Here is a 19,849-nt window from a genome sequence, read left to right as displayed (position 1 = left end):
TCACCCCGCGACTTTCTGGCGGGCCCCGAGACGCGAGAGCCAGGGCGCGAAGCGGTAGATCCGGTATCCCACCTTGGCTTCCACGGTCACCGGCACCACCGCCTTGTCGTGCTCGATGGCCGCGACGATCTCGCTCGCCACCCTGTCGGGGGTGAATCCCCGGCGCCGGTAGAACCGATCCAGCCGATCTCGTTGTGAGTGCTCGGTTTCGGCGTCGAGTCCGGCAATCGGTGTCGAGGAGACGATGTTGGTGTCGACGAGTCCGGGGCAGATCGCGCTCACACCGATGCGGTGCTCGGCGAGTTCGGCGCGCAATGACTCCGAGAACAGCAGAACGCCCGCCTTCGACGCCGAGTACAGCCCGAGGCTACGCGACGGGGTGAACGCCGCGGCCGACGCGATGTTGACGATGTGCCCGCCGACCCCGCGCTCGACCATCTGGCGGCCGAATTCACGACTGCCGGTGACGACTCCGCGCAGGTTGACGTCGAGGAGACGGTCGACCTGTTCGTCGGAGGCGGCCAACACCCCGCCGGCCAAGCCGATCCCCGCATTGTTGACCACGATGTCGGGGACTCCGTGGGTACGCCGGACCTTCTCGGCGAACGCGGCGAAGGCTGCGGTGTCGGCGACGTCGAGTTGGTAGGCCGTGGCCTGCCCGCCGAATCGTTTCGTCTCGCGCGCGGTTTCTTCGACCGAATCGAGGTCGAGGTCGGCGAGTACCGACTCGCAACCGCGTTCGGCCAGCGCGTACGCGGTCTCCCGGCCGATTCCGCTGCCTGCGCCGGTGATCACCACGAGCTTGCCCGTCAGCCGATTCGGCGGACCGACGACGCGAGACCGACCGAGTGGGGACGAGGGGTCGATGCCTGCGGTCTGGGCGGCGATGAAGTCACGGGCGACGTCGGCCACATAGTCGGGACGTGTCAGCGGGAGCCAGTGACCGGTCGGGGTGCGGTGCCGCCAGAGGCGATGGGCGTAGAGGTGTGTGTCGTCGAAAATGGCCGGGCGCAACGCGATGTCGCGCTCGTTGATCACCTCGAGCACCGGCACGGATGTGGGCCGGGGGTCGGGATTGCGCAGCTTGGGCCGGATGTTGGCGCGGTACAGGCGGAGTCCCGAGATCATGTCCTCGCGGAGATTCGGCTGGAAGGTGGCGTTCTCACGCGGCGTGCCCTCGACCCGGTACAGGAATTCGCGCCAGAGACGTTCGGACCCGGCCGCGCGGAAGAAGAGCTTCGGCAGGACCGGCAGTTGGAAGAATGCGGTGTAGGCCGACGAGCCGCCCTGCGCGAGGCTCTGCGCGAGCCGCCGGGGCGTCGGGCGAGACAGGTTGTTCCGCGCCCAGGTCCCCAGCTGGTCGAGGTTGGGGCCCGAAATGGACACGAAGGACGCAATACGGTTCTCGGCGCCGGGACGCACGACGGCCTCCCATGCGGTCACCGAACCCCAGTCGTGCGCGACGACGTGCGCCGGCTCGTCCGGACTCGTGGCCTCGAGGACCGCGAACAGGTCGTCGGCCATCGCACTGAGGCGATAGGCGTCGTCTCCGTCGGGATGGTCGCTGTCTCCGAAGCCGCGACAGTCGTACGCGACGACATGGTGGTCTTCGGCGAGTCGGGGCGCGACGTGGGTCCACAGGTGATGACTGTCCGGCCAGCCGTGCACCAGCAGCACGGTGGGTTTGGACGAATCGCCCAGTTCGTAGGTGGCCAGCCGGATGCCGTCGTCGGTGACGGTTCCCCGCCGCCAGTCCGGTTGCTGTCGTGCCTTTTCGGACATGTGTGTCACCTCGCTGTGAATGGCCCCGACGCCGATCCTCGGCATGGCCTACGGGTTCATGCGGCGAGACGCGGAACGTTCGACGACGGACCCGATGGAGGTACACGTTACCAACGGTTACACAAATGTCCAGACCCTGGCGAAACAGCGAGGGCCCGGTCGCATGACCGGGCCCTCACCTGGGACTTTTCGCAGGATTCCGCGGAATCACTGCCGATACGACGACAGGAAGTTGCCGATACGTTCCACGGCCTCGGTCAGATCCCGCGACCACGGCAGGGTCACGATGCGGAAGTGGTTGTGGTCGTCGAGGTTGAAGCCGGTGCCCTGGACCACGAGGATCTTCTCCTGCAGCAGCAGGTCCTGGACGAACAGCTCGTCGTTGTGGATCTCGTAGACCTCGGGGTCGAGGCGGGGGAACGCGTACAACGCGCCCTTGGGTTTCACGCAGCTGACCCCGGGGATCTCGTTGAGCTTCTCCCATGTGACGTTGCGTTGTTCGTACAGCCGGCCGCCAGGGGAGACCAGGGCCTCGATGGACTGGTATCCGCCGAGCGCCACCTGGATCGCGTGCTGGCCCGGCACGTTGGCGCACAGACGCGTCGACGCCAGGATGCCCATGCCCTCGATGAAGCCGCGGGCGTGGTCCTTCGGTCCGGTCATCACGACCCATCCGGCGCGGTAACCGCAGACGCGGTACGCCTTCGACAAGCCGTTGAACGTGAGGCACAACAGATCCGGCGCCAGCGACGCCACGTTCACGTGCTCGGCGTCGTCGTAGATGATCTTGTCGTAGATCTCGTCGGCCAGAATCAGCAGCGAATGCTGCCGTGCGAGTTCGACGAGCTGCTCGAGGACCTCACGTGAGTAGACCGCGCCGGTCGGGTTGTTCGGGTTGATGATGACGATCGCCTTGGTGCGGTCGGTGATCTTCGCGGCGATGTCGGCGACGTCGGGGTTCCACCCGTTCTCCTCGTCGCAGCGGTAATGCACGGGCTGCCCGCCGGACAGCGAGGTCATCGCGGTCCAGAGCGGGTAGTCGGGCGCGGGGATCAGGACCTCGTCGCCGTCGTTCAGCAGCGCCTGCATCGTCATGGTGATGAGCTCGGAGACACCGTTGCCCAGGATGACGTCGTCGACGTCGAAGTACGGGAAGTCGGGGATGAGCTCGTAGCGGGTCACGACGGCACGACGCGCCGAGAGGACACCGGCGGACTCGGAGTAGCCCTGTGCGTAGGGGAGGGCGTGGATCATGTCGCGCATGATCACGTCGGGGGCCTCGAAACCGAACAACGCCGGGTTGCCGATGTTCAGCTTGAGGATCCGGTGGCCTTCTGCCTCGAGGCGCTGCGCGTGCGCGTGGACGGGACCGCGGATCTCGTAGCACACGTTCTGCAACTTGAGCGACTGCTCGAGCGGCTTGAGGTTCTGGTTGAGGTGCGAAACATGGGGCCTACTCACGGGTACATTGTCGCAGCCGGTGGCAAATGCGTTTCTGCCAGTGGGGCGCCGCGCCCTTACCGCCCGAATGAAGGCCGGCGGCCGGTGTGGCTAGTAGTCGACCGCGTCCCTGATGAGCGGACACGTCATGCAGTGGCCGCCGCCCCGTCCGCGTCCGAGTTCGGCTCCGACGATGGTGATGACCTCGACGCCCGCCTTGCGCAGCAATGTGTTGGTTGTCGTGTTCCGGTCGTAGGTGATGACCACCCCCGGCTCGAGGGCCACGGCGTTGTTGCCGCTGTCCCACTGCTGGCGTTCGGACTGGTACACGTCTCCACCGGTCTCGATCACTCGCAGCGCGTCCAGGTCGAGCGAGCGCGCGACCGTGTCCACGAAGGAGCCGGTGCCGTGGTCGATCACGTCGACTCCCGGTGCCGTGTCCGACGGCAGCAGCGAGAAGGTGTGCACCGCGTCGATGATCCTGGGGTACAGCGTGACGATGTCACGGTCGGCGAAGGTGAACACCGTGTCGAGGTGCATGGCCGCCCGCAGCTTCGGCATCCCTGCGACCACCACGCGGTTGGCGGCGCCCTTCTCGAAGAGTGTCTTCGCCACCTGGGTGATCGCCTGGCGCGACGTCCGCTCGCTCATACCCATCAGGACGACCCCGTTGCCGACCGGCATGATGTCGCCACCCTCGAAGGTGGCCCGGCCCCAGTTCTGTTCGGGATCGCCCCACCAGACCGTCGCGTCGACGAAATCCGGGTGATACAGGTAGATCGCCTTGTAGATCAGGGTCTCTTCGCGCCGCGCCGGCCAGAACAGCGGGTTGAGGGTCACCCCGCCGTAGAGCCAGCACGTGGTGTCGCGCGTGTACAGGGTGTTCGGCAGCGGCGGCAGCAGATACTCGCGTGCACCGACCTGCTCGCTGGCGAGTTTGAGGTAGCCGGACCGGAAGTCGTCGGGCAGATCATCCGTGGCCAGCCCGCCGATCAGGACCTCGGCGAGGGCTTGCGACGTGATCGACTCGAGGTAGCTCCGTGTGCTGTCAACGAGACCCAGGCCGACGCGGTTGGTGACGATCGTGCGATCGAGCAACCAGTCCCGGGCACCGGGGAGTTCGAGTGTCGCGGCCAGGACGTCGTGGAGTTCGAGCACCTCGACGCCGCGCTGCGTCATCTTGTTGACGAAGTCGGCGTGGTCGCGCTGCGCGTTCTCCACCCACATCACGTCGTCGAAGAGCAGGTCGTCGCTGTTTGACGGGGTCAGGCGCCGGTGTGCGAGCCCGGGAGCGCAGACGAGCACCTTGCGCAGGCGCCCGACCTCGGAGTGGACACCGAGTCCGGCGGTTCCGGATGTGGCTGCGGAGATCATCGGGGGCAGGGCCTTTCGATCGAGGACGGTTCGGTGTGGTCGGTTCCGGAACGTGTCACAGAGTGATCGCCCCGGTGGCCAGCGCGCCGATGCCGAGTACCGCGCCGGCGACCAACACGGCGCACAGGACTGCCTCGGCGGGCCGGAAGATCCGCGCGCTGTTCTCCCGGCGCGCCATCACGTACAGGATGGTGCCGGGCGCGTAGATGATGCACGACAGGATCAGGAACTCCGGCCCGGCCGCGAAGACGAGGAACACCGTGTACACGGTGGCGAGCACCGCGATCGCGAGCGCTCGACGTGCCTGCGTCCCTGACCCGCGTTCGGGGAACGCGACTTTCACCGCGAAGGCCGCGGCGAGGAAGTAGGGGATGAGCGACAGACTCGTGCACAGGTCGAGGAGGAAGTCGAGCGAGTCCTCGGCGAAGAGCACGACGATGATCAGCGTCTGAACCATCAACGAGGTCAGCGCGAGTGCCGCGATGGGGGCGCCGGCACCGTTCTGCCTGGACAAGAAGCGAGGCATGTCGTTGTCCTGGGCCGGGGTGAACAACACCTCGGCGGCCATCAGGGTCCACGCGAGGTAGGCGCCGAGGACCGAGATGACGACTCCGAAGCTGATGAACGCGGTTCCCCAGCTACCCACGATCTCGGCCAGCAGTGGCGCCATCGACGGCTGCCGAAGAGCCGCGATCTCGGCCTGCGGGAGTATCCCGTAGGAGAGCAGGGTGACAGAGGCGAAGACGCACAGCACGCTGACGAAGCCCAGGATGGTTGCGCGGCCGACGTCCTCGCGCCGTCGGGCGTAGCGGGAGTACACGCTTGCGCCCTCGATCCCGAGGAATACGAACACGGTGATGATCATCGTGTTGCGTACTTGGTCGAAGACAGCGCCGGCGGTGACGTCCTCGGTGCCCCAGAAGTTGTCCGTGAAGACTCCGACGTCGATCGCGACGGCGGCGACCGCGATGAACACCAGGATCGGCACGATCTTGGCGACCGTGACGATCCGGTTGATCGCCGCGGCATCCTTGACGCCGCGGGCGATCAGGGCGGCGAAGACCCAGATCCCGACGGTCGAGAGCAGCGCGGCGATCACGGTGTCACCCTCGCCGAGCGCCGGCCAGGCCTTGCCGATGGTGCTCATGATGAAGACCCAGTAGAAGGCGTTGCCCGCGCAGGCGCTCGCCCAGTATCCGAACGCCGAATTGAAGCCGACGTAATCTCCGAAACCAGCCTTGGCATAGGCGAACACACCGGAATCGAGTTCCGGCCGACGAATCGCCAGCCGCTGGAAGACGAGTGCCAGGGTCAGCATCCCGACGCCGGCGATGGTCCACGCGATGATGGCTGCGAAAACGCCTGCGGACGAACCGAAACGGGCGGGCAGTGAGAACACGCCGGCGCCGATCATCGAACCGACAACCATCGCGGTCAAGGTCGGCACGCTCATACCGGCGGTCCGCTGTACGGCGTTGTCCTCGACTGTCATGTCCGACTCCCGATCATGGGCTGCGATCAGCTTCGACTCGCTAACGATGCCATAGCCGCGGACTCTCGGCAGGACTTCGGTTCCGGTGGGGTGCGATGCCGACGGCACGACGCAGAACGGGCCCCGACCGGTCGGTCGGAGCCCGCTCTGGGTACTTCGGATCCTGCGTGGCCGGACTACTTGTGGCCGGGCCGCTTCTTCCCGGCCGCGATGCCGAAGCCCTTGGCCTTCGACGCCCCGGCCTCGGCGACCGTACGAGCCGCGGACGAGCCGTTGCTCGACGCATCGGGTGCCTCGGTCGCGGGTGTCTCCTCGACCGGGGTCTCGTCGGTCTGCGCGGCGTCGGGTTCCGGTGCCTGCTCCGGCTCGGGAGCCGCTTCCGGTGCCGGCTCGGGAGCCGCTTCCGGTGCGGGCGCGGCTGCCGCCGGGGCGGCCTTGCTCGCGCCGCCCGGACGCTTCTTGCCCGCTGCCATCCCGAAGCCCTTGGCCTTGGCCGGCTTCTCCTCGGTCAGCACGGCAGCCGAACCACCTTGCGGTGCCTCGGGTTCCGGTGCCTCCGCCGTCTTTTCGGCCGGGGCGTCGACGGCCTCGGTGGCCGGTGCCGGCTCCGCCTCGGTCGGCGTGGGAGCCGCCTCGGCAGCTGCAGCGGTCGCAGCCGGCTTGGCTGCGGACTTCCCGATACCACCGGGCCGCTTCTTGCCCGCGGACATCCCGAAGCCCTTGGCCTTGCCCGGCTTCTCTTCCGTTGCGGCAGCGACAGATGTCTCGGTCGCAGTCTCGGTGGTCGCAGTCCCGGCGGTCGCCGATTCGGTGTCGACGGTCGGTGCGGCGTCCGGTGCCGATTCGCTCTCGTCGACCTTGCTCTCGGCGGGAGCGGTCACCCCGGCCGCCGGAGCTGCCGCGTTGGTGGTCTTCTGACCCGGCCGCTTCGCCTTGCCCATACCGAAGCCCTTCGATGCGGGCTTCTTCTCGGCCGCGGTCTCGGTGGCGGTCTCGGCGACCTCCTCCTTGACCGCTTCCGACGACTCGGTCTCGGCAGGCACCGGCTGCGCGGTCCCCCCGGCGGGCTTGCCGGCCGCGCCGGGACGCTTGGCGCCGCCCTTCATGCCGAAGCCCTTGGCGGCGGGCTTCTTCTCGGCGGGTGCCTCGGCAGGGGCCTCCGCGGGTGCGGAATCCGTGGCCGGAGCGGCGGACGATGCCGCGGCGCCGGGCTTCTTGCCGCCCTTCATCCCGAAGCCCTTGGAGGCCGGCTTCTTCTCGGCCGGTGCCTTCTCGGCGGGGGCTTCCGGCGCTGCGGTCTTGGCCGTCGCACCCGGCTTCTTGCCGCCCTTCATGCCCAGGCCGACCTTCGGCTTCGGCGCCGCCTCGGTGGTCGCCGAGGCAGATGCGGTCGCCGCGGCGGGAACCTTCTCGGGCTCGGGTTCGGGCTCCGCAACGGTCGGACGCGGTCCGAGGAACCGGCCGCCGAGCTTGACCTCGGTCCGGTCGCGCTTGACCGATTCGAGCAGCAGCTGCGCGACGTCGACGACCTCGACCTTGCCCTCGGACTCGGTGCCGCTGGTCCGTGCGGTCACACCGTCGGTCAGCATCACGCGGCAGAACGGGCAGCCGGTCGCGACCTTCTTGACCTGATCGCCGGTCGTGTCGCCCAGGGTGTCGAGTGCCTCGTCGACCCGGTCGAGGTTGATCCGCTTGCCGATCTGCTCTTCCATCCACATGCGGGCACCACCGGCACCACAGCACATGGACCGTTCGCCGTGACGCGGCATCTCGGTGAGGGTCGAGCCCGCGGCACCCATCAGCTCACGCGGTGCGTCGTAGACCTTGTTGTGACGGCCCAGGTAGCACGGGTCGTGGTAGGTGACGCCCTCGCCGAGCGGTGCCACGGGGACGAGTCGCTTGTCGCGCACGAGGCGGTTGAGGAGCTGCGTGTGGTGGACGACCTCGTACTTCGCGCCCAGCTGCGGGTACTCGTTGCCCAGTGCGTTGAAGCAGTGCGCACAGGTGACGACGACCTTCTTGCGCTGGTCCGGCGCGGTCGCGAAGACCTCGCCGAGCATCTCGATGTTCTGCTGCGCGAGCATCTGGAAGAGGAATTCGTTGCCGGCGCGTCGCGCGGAGTCACCGGTACAGGTCTCGCCCTCGCCGAGGACCATGAAGTTCACGGCGGCCATGTCGAGCAATTCGGCGACGGCCTTGGTGGTCTTCTTCGCGCGGTCCTCGTAGGCGCCGGCACAGCCGACCCAGAACAGGTACTCGAAGCCCTCGAACGACTCGACGTCCTTGCCGAAGACCGGGATCTCGATGTCCATCTCGTCGATCCAGGCGGTACGCGCGGAGGCGTTCTGGCCCCACGGGTTGCCCTTGTTCTCGAGGTTCTTGAACATGCCGGCCAGCTCGGTCGGGAAGTCCGACTCGATCAGGACCTGGTAGCGGCGCATGTCGAGGATGTGGTCGACGTGCTCGATGTCGACGGGGCACTGCTCGACACAGGCACCACAGGTGGTGCAGCTCCACAGGGTCTCGGTGTCGATGACGGCGCCCAGGGCCTCCGGATCGAACTCGCCCTCCACGGCCTCGACGACCTGACCGCCACCGAGATCGCCCTTCGACTCGCCGACCAGCTTGCGGGCGGCCTCGGCGCGCGCCGCCTCGGGGATGGCGTTGAGCTTGTCCTCGTCGACGTTGCCGTCGGCGTCGACCAGGCCGACCTCGTCGCCGCCCATGTCCTTGCGACCGCCGGCCAGCAGGTAAGGAGCCTTGGCGTTGCCGTGGTCGCGCAGCGACATGATGAGCAGTTTCGGGCTCAGCGGCTTGCCGGTGTTCCACGCCGGACACTGCGACTGGCAGCGACCGCACTCGGTACAGGTGGTGAAGTCGAGCCAGCCCTTCCAGGAGAAGTCCTCGATCTTGCCCGCGCCGAACGCGTCGACGTCGGGGTCGGCGGTCTCCATGTCCAGGACCTCGCCCTGGCTCATCATCGGCTTGGCGGCACCGAGGGCGACGCCGCCGTCCTGCTCACGCTTGAAGTAGATGTTGAAGAAGGCCGAGAAGCGGTGCCAGGCAACGCCCCAGCTGATGTTCATGCCGACCATGGCCAGCCACACCATGCCGCTCATCAGCTTGATGACGGCGAAGATCGACACCAGCGTCGGGGAGGCCGGCAGGATCTTCGCCACCTGCATGGTGAAGAAGTCGGAGTAGACGTTCGCGTGACCGTAGGTCGCGATCTTCGACGCCTTCACCAGGATCATGCCCAGACCCTCGAGCAGCACGACGCCCTCGACGAAGTACGCCGGACCGAAGCGCGAACCGCCGAAGCGGGACAGCCGTTCCGGGACGCGTGGGTGGTTCAGCTGCCGGATGACGATGAGGACGATGATGCCGACCACGGTCGCGATGCCGAGGAGCTCGTCCCACAGGTGCCACGCGAACGTGTCACCGAAGACCGGCCAGTGGAACTCGGGGTTGATGGACTGGCCATAGGCCTCGAACCACAGCAGGAAGCCGCCGAGGAAGCCGACCATCACGAGCCAGTGCGCCCAGCCGACGGTGCGGAACTTCACCATTCGCGTGTGGACGATGAACTCTTTGAGCATCGTCATCATGCGCGGCAGGATGGGCCAGAAGCGGGAACTGTCGACCTTGTGTCCGAGCTTGATGGTGCGGTAGATCCGCACCACGCCGCCGAGGAACAGGTACCAGCAGAACAGGCTGATCACCGCGGCTGTCGTGCCGATGGCAATCGTCGTGGTAGTCACGGGCGCGTACCGGCCTTTCGTCTAGGTCGTCCGCCGCCGGGTCGCGGAACGCGAGGCTGGGTACCACGGGGCGGTGTACTACAGATAACCGTAATTCCTTGCGCCACCGGCGCGCTGCCAAGGCTGGCCTAATTACGCAGGTCTACCTCATGACCGATGATACTCGCCAGTAACTTACTGTCGAGTCAGGGTGGGCGACACCACGTCTGTACCGCGAGCCCCGCGGGGGTTCACCGCGTGTGCGCGACCTTCTCGAGCTCCTCGAGCGCGGTGTCGAGGTGTGTGAGCAGCCGTTGGAGGCTCGGGAGCTGGGCGCGAGCACCGATCAGGCCGAAGTTGATGTGATCGGCGGTGCTGGTCACGGTGATGTTGAGCGCCAGTCCCTGCGTCGGGATTGAGACGGGATACACACCGTCGAGTCGGGCGCCGTTCCAGTAGAGGTGCTTCGTCGGGCCAGGCACATTGCTGATGATGATGTTGAACTGCGGCGGGACGTACTGCACGAAGCCGGGGACGGTGGCGAAGGCCAGGGGCGCGAAGTTGGCCGCGCCGAGGGCGAGGGCCTGCAACGGCCGCAGACCGCGGACCACGGACTTGCTGTGTCGCGCCGAATCCACGAGCTTGTCGAGCCGGCGTTCGGCATCGGGTTCGTCGGTTGCCAGGCTCACCAGGATCGCGGTCACCGCATTGCCGTCGTCGTCGCCGTCGGTGTGCATCGACACCGGTACCGCGGCGATCAGCGGCGCGTCGGGCAACGCGTCCTGGTCGATGAGGTACGACCGCAGCGCGCCCGAGCACATCGCGACGATGACGTCGTTGAGGGTGATGCTGCGGGCGTCTGCCACCGCACGGAGACGGTCGAGTTCCCACTGCTGGGAGGCGAACCGGCGGGCGCTGCCGATCGCGACGTCGAGGATGGTGCGCGGTGCTCGTCCGAGGGGCGCCACGAAGTCCGGATCGCGCAGACCGGCAACGGCCACCTTGGCCGCGGCCGGTCCGAGGCCGGCGATCTGGCCGGCCACGTTCGCCAATCCCGACACCCGGTTGCGCAGACTCGGCGCGGGACGGGGACGGCGACGTTCGGCGAGCGCCGGGTCCCACGGTGCGGTGCCCGACCGGTCGCCGGGGTCCTCGGAGAGCGTGCGCTGCAGGAGTCGCAGGGCGGAGACGCCGTCGACCACCGAGTGGTGGATCTTGCTGTAGAGCGCCACCCGCCCGTCCGCGAGGCCCTCGATGACATGGATCTCCCACATCGGGCGGAACCGATCCAGCAGTGCCCCGTGGTTGAGTGAGACGTATCGCAACAGCTCGAGCACGCGTCCCGGGCGGGGGAGGACCGCACGACGCACGTGGTAGTCGAAGTCGATCTCGTCGTCGTACGACCACGCGACGTTGCCGAGTATCGTCACCGGCGAGGCCGGGCGTTTGCGGAAGAGCGGATGGATCTCGGTGCAGCCGCAGAACGCCTCGATGATCTCCTCGGCGAGCTCGCTGGACGACTGGCCCTCGCGTGGCACGAACAGCTGGAGTCCCCCGACGTGCATGGGTTGCTCACGTGTCTCGGCCAACAGGAACATCGACGAGGTGACCGGCATGTACGGCATCGCACCATCACTTTCAACACCGCGGGGTGGTGCGCACAGGCTGAGCGCGACCGGGTCCTCCAAGTATCACGGGGTGACCGCCGGGCCCGGGCTGGAATGGCCATGTTGGGGACGGGCTCCCTACCTTGTAGGGGTGAGATCGGGTGCTCGTCTGGTGGTGCCGGCACTGCTGGTGCTGGTCGAACTGTGGATCACCGTGGCCGTCACCTGGATGTACTTCGCGTCGGCGGGCAGGGTCGACGACGCGCCCGCGCCCGCTTCCCGTCCGACGCTGCTGGTGTTGGGTTCGCTCGTCCACGACGACGGGTCTCCCGGCGACTACGTGCGCGGTCGCCTCGACACCGCGCTGGAGCTGTACCGCGCCGGAGGGGTGGATCGGATCATCAACTCCGGCAACGGTTCCGAGGAAGCCGGGAACGAGCCGGCGGTGATGCGGAGCTATCTGGAGGATCGCGGCGTGGCGTCGCGGGCGATCGTCGGCGACCCGGCCGGTCTCGACACCGCCGCGAGCTGCCGGCGTGCGCGGGAGGTGTTCGGCGTCGACGAGGTGGTCATCGTGACGCAGGACTTCCACCTTCGCCGGGCCATCGCGTTGTGCCGGGACCAAGGTGTCGACGCGCGCGGTGTCGCGGCCCGATGTGACTGTCCCGCCTGGACTCTCGTGCGCAATCACATCCGCGAGACGGTGTTCGCCGGACCGCGTGCGGTGCTGACCGCGGTCAGCTGACCCTGCTGCTTCCCGAGGTGACTCACCACCATCGCAGCGACCGCTGCAGGTCGGCTTCGACGGCGGGGATGAGGCTGCGGACGAAGGTCGCCGACAGGTGGTGGAAGTCGTGCCACACCAGGATGTTCCCGACGACCGCGGGGCAATAGGTGTCGTCGCACATGGCGTCGGTGTAGTCGAGGAAGCTCATGTTGGGGAACTCGCCGGCGAGCGGGGCCGCAGGGTCGGCCGGTGCCATCGCCTGGTCGCGGGGCACCCCGCACACCTCGGGTTTGCGGCCGCTGGCGAGACACTCCGGTGGCTTGAGTTGTCCGGTCGCCCAGGGGTTGTCGCGGACCGCGACGACGCGCTGGCCGCGGTCGCGGAACTCGGCGAAGATCTCCTCGTAGTCCTTGGGCACGTAGTCGCCGTCGCCCGACTCGACCGGACGGGTGCTGTTGGTGAACACGACGTCGGGTTTGTCGACGGCCAGACGTTCCATGACCCGGCGCGACCAGTCGTTGCACTGGTAGTACTTCTGGCCGAACCAGGTGAAGACGTGCTCGGTCGTGAGAGCACACCCGACCTTGAGGTAGGTGGTCACGCGGAAGCCGTGGCGTTTGCCGATGGCGTCGAGGGCGGTGATCCACTGTTCGGCGTGCGAACCGCCGACGAGCGCGATCGTGCGAGTGGCGTCGACGTTGCCGTAGTACCCGACCTTGATGGACGGGTCCTTCCATCCGCTGATGATCGAGTCGTAGGAGGTGATCGGCCAGTCCATGTCGACGACGTCGGGGCTCGGTTGCGCGGTCACGTTCGGCACCGGCGCCCCGTCGAGGAACGCCCGCGCACCCGGGTAGAGGCGCGGGTCGAGATTCTGGGTGTCGAGGGTGGCGTTCGCGGCGTCGCGCTGCCAGGTCACCGCGGCAGCCCCGGCCGCGACGCTGATGACGACCAGCACCGCGACGAGCGCGCGACGGTAGCCGCGGGTGTCCTGCGGCGCCGGCCGCGCCGTGTCCGCCCGCTTGCGGTCGGCCTTGCCCGCACGCAGCGGCGCCTCGACGTACTTGGTCGTCAGCCAGGCCAGTAGGACCGACACGGCCAGGATGGCGGTGCCCTCGAACCACGAGACGTCGTCCTGATAGCGCCAGGCCAGGTAGAAGATGAGCACCGGCCAGTGCCACAGGTACAGCGCGTACGCGATCGAACCGAGCCACACGAGTCTCGGATGCGCGAGGCCCCGGCTGACCCCGGACCGGATGGAGGTCTGGCCGGCCGTGCCCGCCCGGTCGATGGGGGCGGTCTGCGACGATCCGACCCAGATGAGCAGGAGGGTCGCACCGACCGGGACGAGCGCCCACGCGGCCGGATATTCCTGGACCCCCGCGATCCACCACCCGCACGTGACGATGAGGCCGAGGGCGATGATCCCGAGCAGATCACGCACCCGCTGCGACAACGGGATACGTGGCATCCACACGGCGAGCAGACCACCCACGAGCGGTTCCCACAGGCGGGCGACGGTGTCGTAGTAGGTGAACGGCTGGTTGATCCCGTGGCGGTGATTCGCCCACGCGAACGAGCCCAGTGCGACGATGCCGAGCGCGATCCCGACGACCCCACGGACCACCTTGGGGTCGGCGAAGAACGCGGATCGGCGGCCCAGGGCGCGCAGCACCGCGCCCAGCGCCAGCGCGCACACGAGGGTGAGGACGAAGAACTGGCCCTGCATCGACATCGACCAGAGATGCTGCATCGGGCTGTTGGCGGAATCGGCGGCCGCGTAGTCCTGCGACTCGAACGCGAGATGCCAGTTCTGGTAGTACAGCGCGCTGGCCTGGAGTTCGGCGCCGAGCGGTCCCCACCGGGTCGTCGGCATGATCAGCGCGATCAGGCCGGCCGTGACCGCGAGCACCAGCAGCAGGGCGGGCAGCAGCCGGCGGAGGAGCCGGGAGAACCGCGGCCACGGATTGATCGCCGCACGCCACGAACTCGTCGCGGGCTGCGTGGCCAGGACATGTTTGAGCAGGGAGGCGACGAAGAAGTAGCCCGACAGGGTGAGGAAGACGTCGACGCCGCCGGACACCCGGCCGAACCAGACGTGGAAGATCGCCACCAGCGCGATCGCGACACCGCGCAGCCCGTCGAGGTCCAACCGGTACCCGGACGTGTTACCGGTCGCGGCGTCCTCGTTCGGGGTCGCGACGGGTGTCGCTTCGGTCAGGGGCGTACGCACAGAGGGCGATGGTACTTGCCGGCACCTGAGGCCGGCCTGGCACGAGCGGGGTGTCGTCGGACCTCACAGCAGACTCATGGGAATGCGCGCTCTCCACGAAGTCCGCGTCGCGGGCCCGGCAGCGCCGTACCATCCCTCGCATGCTGCTCTTGTCGATGGGCGTGTCGGTCGACGGCTTCATCTCCGATCGCGACGGCGACTTCAACTGGACGGTCCCCGACGACGGACTGTTCGCCTTCCACACCGAACGGGTGGCCGAACTCGGCGCCTTCGTGTGCGGCCGACGTCTCTACGAGGCGATGGTGGTCTGGGAGACCGACCCGCGGATGCGTGAGAACGAGGCCCACGCCGCGTTCGCCGACATCTGGACGGAGCTGCCCAAGGTGGTCTTCAGTCGCACCCTCACGGCGGTCGAGGGCAATGCCCGGCTGGCTCGGGGCCCGCTGGCCGACGAACTCACCGCGGTGCTGCACTCGACCGACGCCGACGTCGAGATCGGTGGTGCCGACCTGGCGCGGCAGGCCATCGAACTGGGATTCGTCGACGAGTTCCGCATCTTCCGGTATCCGATCATCGTCGGTGGCGGTACACCGTTGCTGCCGCCGGTCACCTCCCCGGTGCAGCTCCGACTCGCCGAGACCCGCACCTACGAGCAGGTGGTCTACGAGCGCTATCTCCGCGTGCGCGACGAGGCGTAGTCCTCAACCCCCAACGGGCGCCGGCGCGCGAGCCATTCGTTCTCGATGCGTCTAACCCTTCATCCGCACCGATCGCCCCGGCACCCTGTCGAGCAGCCATTGCACGCCGACAACCAGGGGAGATCCACACATGACAGCACGACGATCGGTAGCGATCATCGGGGCCGGGCTGGCCGGTACCAGCGCGGCGCTCGGCTTTCTCGACGCCGGGTTCGACGTCACGCTCTACAGCGATCGCGACCGCGAGTCGCTGCGCGACAAGGTGCCGCCGACCGGTGTCGGCGTCCTGTTCGGCAAGTCCCGTGAGTGGGACGCCGAGATCATCGAAGACCTCTACGAGGTCGGCAACACGACCGGCATCAGCGCTCGCCTGTACTCGGGCGTCGGTGACGAGCGTGCCCCGGTCCTCGAGTTCAACCCGGACTACGGCTACGTGGCCCAGGCCGTCGACCTGCGCCTGAAGGCCGACGACCGTCTCGGCCGATTCCTGGACCGCGGTGGCCGATTCGAGGTGGGTCAGGTCGACACCGACCGCCTCGACGCGATCGCCGCCGACGCCGACATCACGCTCGTCGCCACCGGCAAGGGCGGGCTCTCGACGCTCTTCCCGGTCGACGAGTCGCGCACGCACTACCGGGAACCCCAGCGCCGTCTGCTGCAGGTCACGCTCACCGGAGTCGATCACGGCCCCGAGTCCTTCGCCTACCGCAGCAGCGCCGGCGGTGACCACTCGCTGTTCAACCTCGACGCGCAGAACGGTGAGATCTTCGTCGGACCGTTCCTCCACAAGGACGCCGGACCGACGTGGTCCTTCATCGTCTTCGCCAAGCCCGACGGAGCGTGGGCCGGCCGGATCGACGACGTCCACGACGCGGTGTCCGCCCGGCAGACGATCTCCGGCATCTTCGCCGAGTTCTTCCCGGAGGACGCGCCGGTCATCGATCGGCTGCAGGTCATCGAATCCGACCCGGTCTCGTGGCTCAAGGGCGCGGTCACCCCGACGGTCCGGCAGGCCGTCGCCACCACTGCGGGCGGGCACCCCGTCGCGGCGATCGGCGACACCGCGATCGCCGTCGACCCGGTTGCGGGACAGGGCGCGCAGAACACGCTGATCCAGGTCGCCGAGCTCGTGAAGGCTGCGCGGGACCACGACGGCGAGTTCACCGCGGAGTGGCTGTCGGCTGAGTTCGAGAAGCACTGGGAACGACGCGGACGGGCCGCCGTCGAGGTCACCCGGCTCTACCTGGGTGATCCCGACTACGCGACGCACCTGGAGCTGTCGTTTCCGGCTGCCGCCGTCAGTCCCGCGATCGCGTCGGCCCTGTTCGGTCTGCTGTCCGAACCGAATCCGCTCCTCGGTCTGCGGACCCGCGAGGACGTGGAGGGATTCATCTCCGCGGTGGCCGGAGAGCCGCACGACGAGGTCCTCGCCCGGTTCGCGCCGGCCGGGCGGTTCAGCAGCGCCACCCCGGCGGCCGTGAGCGCCTGACACCCGCCCCTCGGCGCCGATGTGATACGAACGACACCGTCGTTCGAGTCGGCGTCGAAGGGGGCAGATGTGAAGTCGGGGTGGACGCTGGCCGACGCGCCGCCGCAGACCGGCCGGGTTGCGGTGGTGACCGGTGCGAATTCGGGGATCGGACGCGAGATCGCGCTCGGGCTGGCGACGCTGGGCGCACGTGTCGTGCTGGCGTGCCGCAATCCGGAGACCTCCGCGGAGGCCCGCGACGACATCGTCGGGAAGGTCTCGGGCGCCGAGCTGGAGATCGTCGATCTCGACCTCGCCAGTCTGGATTCCGTCCGTGCGGCCGCCGCCGAGATCGGCGCGCGTCATACCCGGATCGACCTGCTGGTCAACAACGCCGGGGTCATGCGGGCGCGCCGTGACCTGACGCCCGACGGTTTCGAGATGGACTTCGGCACGAACTACCTCGGTCACTACGCGCTCACCGGACTGCTGATGGACCGGATTCTGGCGGCCGATGCCGGGCGGGTGGTCACCGTCGGCAGCCACGCCCATCGAGCAGGCACCATCGACTTCTCCGATATCCCCATGGACCGGACCTTCAGCAGCGCGGGTGCGTACTCCCGTGCGAAGCTCGCGCAGATGCTGTTCGCGCTCGAACTCGACCGGCGCATGAGAAGTGCCGAGGTGTCGGCGATTTCGCTCGCCGCCCACCCCGGCGGCACCCGCACCGGGGTGATGCGCGAGCAGAGCAGATTCCTGCAGTGGGCATACCACGCGTCCTCGCTGCGATGGCTCACCGATCGTTTCATCATGGATCCGCCGGACGGAGCCCTCTCGGTCCTCCGCGCCGGCACCGATCCGAAGGCGCAGGGCGGCGAATACTACGGTCCCGTGGGAGGTTTCGGGCTGGCCGGTCCGCCGGTGCTGGTGGAGCCGTCGGCGAAGGCGAAGGACCGCGGCGTCGCTGCGCGACTGTGGGACCTCGGTGCCGAGCTCACCGGGGTGACCATCGACCTCGGCTCATCCTCTGCTCCCTGAGGGCCGCAGCGACTCTCGTCAGATCGCGAACCGTCCGGCGAACGACCGCAGCGGGAGGTCGGTGCTCGTGACGATTCCCGGAGCGGCCTCGACGACCGAGCGGATGGCGTTCAGGGCGGGCAGCCCGGTGACCGTCATGCCGATGGAGGCGAAGTTCTCCGGTTTGGAGAGGTCGAAGCCCTTGCGCGGGAAGATCATGTGTTTGGAATAGATGTTGGGGTCGCCGGTGATCTGGGTGATGTAGCAGGCCTGGATGTTCCACGACGGGTCGGTGTGCGGGGTCATCTGCCATTCGAGATGGGACTCGACGCGGGCCACCCCGTCGACCATGCCCTGGTACTTGATGTGGCTGCCACCGAGTGAACCCTGCGGCAGCTGATACCAGCCGAGGTCGACGTCCTTGGTGCAGGCGCCCAGCTCGTAGGAGAACGCCACCTCGTCGAGTTCGAGTTGGAAGGCGTCGGCCATCAGATAGACCGAGTCAGCGAACACCGCGGTGTACTTGTACAGCGAGTCGGGGATGCTCGGGTCGTCGACCGGCAGGCCGTATCCGACAGCCTTCCAGGTGTCGACGGAGTGGTGACACGAGACGTCGACGGATTCGATGACCGTGACGTTCTCGATGTCGGCCACGTCGGCGGTGTGCACGATGCCGAGGATCTGCGCCAGGCCGGGATTCATGCCGGTGCCGTAGAAGGTGGCGCCACCGCGTGCGCAGGCCTCGGCGATGACGTCGCTGACCTTGCGTCCGGAATGGTGCGGGTGATTGGTGTCGCGATGGAAGCCGGTGATCCAGTCTGCGGTGGTCACGACGTTGATGCCGGCTTCGAGAACCGCGACGTAGAGGTCCTCGTCGGGGAACACGCCATGGAATGTGAGCACATCCGGACGCGCGGCGATGATCTCGTCCACCGTGCCCGTGGCCGTCACCCCGACCGGATCGAGCCCGACGATCTCGCCGGCGTCGCGCCCGATCTTGTCGGGCGTGTAGCAATGCAGGCCGACCAGTTCGAGGTCGGGATGGGATCGGATGCGTCCGATCATCTCGGTGCCCAGATTTCCGGTGGCGACTTGGAAGACCCGGATGCGTTCGGCGGCGGTCATGGGAGATCCTTTCGGCGGAGCGACTTGTCAGGGCTGCGCGGCGGCGCGCAGCGCGTCGAGCTCGGATCGGCGGATGCGGACGAACTCCTCGCCCGTCGGGGGCACTGCACCGCTCGGTGACGAGGGATCGGCACCGTCGGGTCCGCCGTCGGGGTAGAACTGACGCGCCCAGTTCCGTAGGGCGGTGAAGCCTTCGAACTCCTTGCGGGACAACGCGGGTGGATCGGAGTAGCGCTGGTGCGCCCAGATGTCGATGTCGGCGGCGAACTGCTCGATGACGAGATCGGCCATGATGGTGCCGTAGCGGGTGATCTCGCCGGTTTCCTCGCCCGGCTTGCGGCCGATCCACACGGTGAACCGGACGTCGGAGGTGTGCTCGTCGACCGGGGTGACCGCCGGCATCGTGCGATTGTCGACCATGCCCCAGCTCTTGGTGACCGAACAGCCCAGCCCGGCATTGATGGATTCGACTCCGCTCGTTGCATTTTCGAGCGTCGCGCCTTCGTCGAAGGCGATGGTGAAGTCGACGTAGGACACCGGTCCGCCGAAGTCGTGCCGCGTGAACTCCGGCATGAACGGTGTCTTGTGGACGAACTTGAAATGGGCGAAGTCGACGCCGTTCTCCATGATGTACTGCGGATGGATCTCGAGTCCCGGCCGGAAGAGGGTGGCCGCCGGGACCGGCGGGTAGTAGTCGGCCGCGGTGCGGTCGTCGCCGAAGTCGCCGAAGATGTCGGGCACGTCGAAATGCGGTGGGCGTCCGTCGATGTCGTGCCAGATCCAGACGGCCTCGTTGCGTTCGACGACGGGGTAACTGCGGATGCGACGCCCCCGGTTGGGGTGTCGTTCGTACGGGATGCACTCGTTGCGACCCTCGCGATTCCACTCCCAGCCGTGGAACGGGCAGACCAGGTTCTCGCCCTCGACGTGGCCGCCGTGTCCGAGGTGGGCACCGAGGTGCTCGCAGAAGGCGTCGAAGACGGAGACCGTGCCGGACGCGGATCGCCACGCCACCATCTCGCGCCCGAAGTACTTCATGGTGTGGACCGACCTCACCGGGATCTCCGAGCACCAGGCGACCTGGAACCAGCCAGTGGGTGTCATCGAGAGGGGCGTTCTCGCCATGCGGCAACGGTAGGTCTCGTC

13 protein-coding genes are annotated in these 19,849 nt (G+C 67.8%); 4 read left to right on the top strand and 9 right to left on the bottom strand.

Features of this window, described 5'->3' with window-relative positions; translation table 11 throughout:
• The 6 genes from AC3B6C_RS04505 to AC3B6C_RS04480 all read right to left on the bottom strand — a co-directional run bounded on the left by AC3B6C_RS04505 (window position 1) and on the right by AC3B6C_RS04480 (window position 11,453).
• The gene (locus AC3B6C_RS04505; RefSeq protein WP_488375133.1) at window positions 1–1,782 is read right to left on the bottom strand and encodes an SDR family oxidoreductase; all 1,782 of its coding nucleotides are present in this window, start codon (window positions 1,780–1,782) and stop codon (window positions 1–3) included.
• A 207-nt stretch (window positions 1,783–1,989) separates the two neighbouring features.
• On the bottom strand, window positions 1,990–3,243 hold the full coding sequence (locus tag AC3B6C_RS04500; protein ID WP_010843717.1) for a pyridoxal phosphate-dependent aminotransferase: 1,254 nt from the start codon (window positions 3,241–3,243) through the stop codon (window positions 1,990–1,992).
• A 90-nt stretch (window positions 3,244–3,333) separates the two neighbouring features.
• The gene (locus AC3B6C_RS04495; RefSeq protein WP_488375132.1) at window positions 3,334–4,596 is read right to left on the bottom strand and encodes an arginine deiminase; all 1,263 of its coding nucleotides are present in this window, start codon (window positions 4,594–4,596) and stop codon (window positions 3,334–3,336) included.
• Between the two features lie 55 nt (window positions 4,597–4,651).
• On the bottom strand, window positions 4,652–6,088 hold the full coding sequence (locus tag AC3B6C_RS04490) for a basic amino acid/polyamine antiporter (protein ID WP_488375131.1): 1,437 nt from the start codon (window positions 6,086–6,088) through the stop codon (window positions 4,652–4,654).
• 176 nt (window positions 6,089–6,264) lie between these two features.
• Window positions 6,265–9,849 carry a (Fe-S)-binding protein gene (locus AC3B6C_RS04485; protein WP_488375130.1) on the bottom strand — a complete coding sequence of 1,195 codons (3,585 nt, stop codon included), beginning with the start codon at window positions 9,847–9,849 and terminating at the stop codon, window positions 6,265–6,267.
• Window positions 9,850–10,079: 230 nt separating this feature from the next.
• Window positions 10,080–11,453 carry a WS/DGAT/MGAT family O-acyltransferase gene (locus AC3B6C_RS04480; RefSeq protein ID WP_488375129.1) on the bottom strand — a complete coding sequence of 458 codons (1,374 nt, stop codon included), beginning with the start codon at window positions 11,451–11,453 and terminating at the stop codon, window positions 10,080–10,082.
• A gap of 154 nt (window positions 11,454–11,607) precedes the next feature.
• Between AC3B6C_RS04480 and AC3B6C_RS04475 the strand changes: the two genes are divergently transcribed.
• The gene (locus AC3B6C_RS04475; protein ID WP_488376220.1) at window positions 11,608–12,180 is read left to right on the top strand and encodes a SanA/YdcF family protein; all 573 of its coding nucleotides are present in this window, start codon (window positions 11,608–11,610) and stop codon (window positions 12,178–12,180) included.
• A gap of 22 nt (window positions 12,181–12,202) precedes the next feature.
• Here the strand turns inward: AC3B6C_RS04475 and AC3B6C_RS04470 are convergent, their stop codons facing one another.
• On the bottom strand, window positions 12,203–14,395 hold the full coding sequence (locus tag AC3B6C_RS04470; RefSeq protein ID WP_488375128.1) for an acyltransferase family protein: 2,193 nt from the start codon (window positions 14,393–14,395) through the stop codon (window positions 12,203–12,205).
• A gap of 140 nt (window positions 14,396–14,535) precedes the next feature.
• Between AC3B6C_RS04470 and AC3B6C_RS04465 the strand changes: the two genes are divergently transcribed.
• From AC3B6C_RS04465 to AC3B6C_RS04455, 3 genes are all read left to right on the top strand, one after another.
• Entirely contained in the window at window positions 14,536–15,093 is a 558-nt protein-coding gene (locus tag AC3B6C_RS04465; protein ID WP_488375126.1) for a dihydrofolate reductase family protein, read from the top strand.
• 130 nt (window positions 15,094–15,223) lie between these two features.
• Complete coding sequence (locus tag AC3B6C_RS04460; protein ID WP_010843711.1) at window positions 15,224–16,582, top strand: styrene monooxygenase/indole monooxygenase family protein; 1,359 nt, start codon at window positions 15,224–15,226, stop codon at window positions 16,580–16,582.
• A gap of 69 nt (window positions 16,583–16,651) precedes the next feature.
• Complete coding sequence (locus tag AC3B6C_RS04455) at window positions 16,652–17,599, top strand: oxidoreductase (RefSeq protein ID WP_488375125.1); 948 nt, start codon at window positions 16,652–16,654, stop codon at window positions 17,597–17,599.
• Window positions 17,600–17,617: 18 nt separating this feature from the next.
• On the opposite strand, the gene AC3B6C_RS04450 is transcribed toward AC3B6C_RS04455, so the two are convergent.
• Together AC3B6C_RS04450 and AC3B6C_RS04445 are read right to left on the bottom strand one after the other, a co-directional pair.
• Entirely contained in the window at window positions 17,618–18,703 is a 1,086-nt protein-coding gene (locus AC3B6C_RS04450) for an NAD(P)H-dependent amine dehydrogenase family protein (protein WP_488375124.1), read from the bottom strand.
• Between the two features lie 27 nt (window positions 18,704–18,730).
• Window positions 18,731–19,828: a Rieske 2Fe-2S domain-containing protein gene (locus AC3B6C_RS04445; RefSeq protein ID WP_488375123.1), complete on the bottom strand. Its 1,098-nt coding sequence runs from the start codon at window positions 19,826–19,828 to the stop codon at window positions 18,731–18,733.
• Between the last annotated feature and the right edge of the window lie 21 nt (window positions 19,829–19,849).

This window comes from Gordonia sp. 11cp, assembly GCF_057767225.1.
Note: the sequence above shows the minus strand (reverse complement) of the source record. Positions and strands in the feature narration are given on the sequence as shown.

Coding starts and splice junctions, on each gene's coding strand:
- AC3B6C_RS04505 (WP_488375133.1), bottom strand. CDS start 1,782: ATGTCCGAAAAGGCACGACAGCAACCGGACTGGCGGCGGGGAACCGTC.
- AC3B6C_RS04495 (WP_488375132.1), bottom strand. CDS start 4,596: ATGATCTCCGCAGCCACATCCGGAACCGCCGGACTCGGTGTCCACTCC.
- AC3B6C_RS04490 (WP_488375131.1), bottom strand. CDS start 6,088: ATGACAGTCGAGGACAACGCCGTACAGCGGACCGCCGGTATGAGCGTG.
- AC3B6C_RS04480 (WP_488375129.1), bottom strand. CDS start 11,453: ATGCCGTACATGCCGGTCACCTCGTCGATGTTCCTGTTGGCCGAGACA.
- AC3B6C_RS04465 (WP_488375126.1), top strand. CDS start 14,536: ATGCTGCTCTTGTCGATGGGCGTGTCGGTCGACGGCTTCATCTCCGAT.
- AC3B6C_RS04460 (WP_010843711.1), top strand. CDS start 15,224: ATGACAGCACGACGATCGGTAGCGATCATCGGGGCCGGGCTGGCCGGT.
- AC3B6C_RS04450 (WP_488375124.1), bottom strand. CDS start 18,703: ATGACCGCCGCCGAACGCATCCGGGTCTTCCAAGTCGCCACCGGAAAT.
- AC3B6C_RS04445 (WP_488375123.1), bottom strand. CDS start 19,828: ATGGCGAGAACGCCCCTCTCGATGACACCCACTGGCTGGTTCCAGGTC.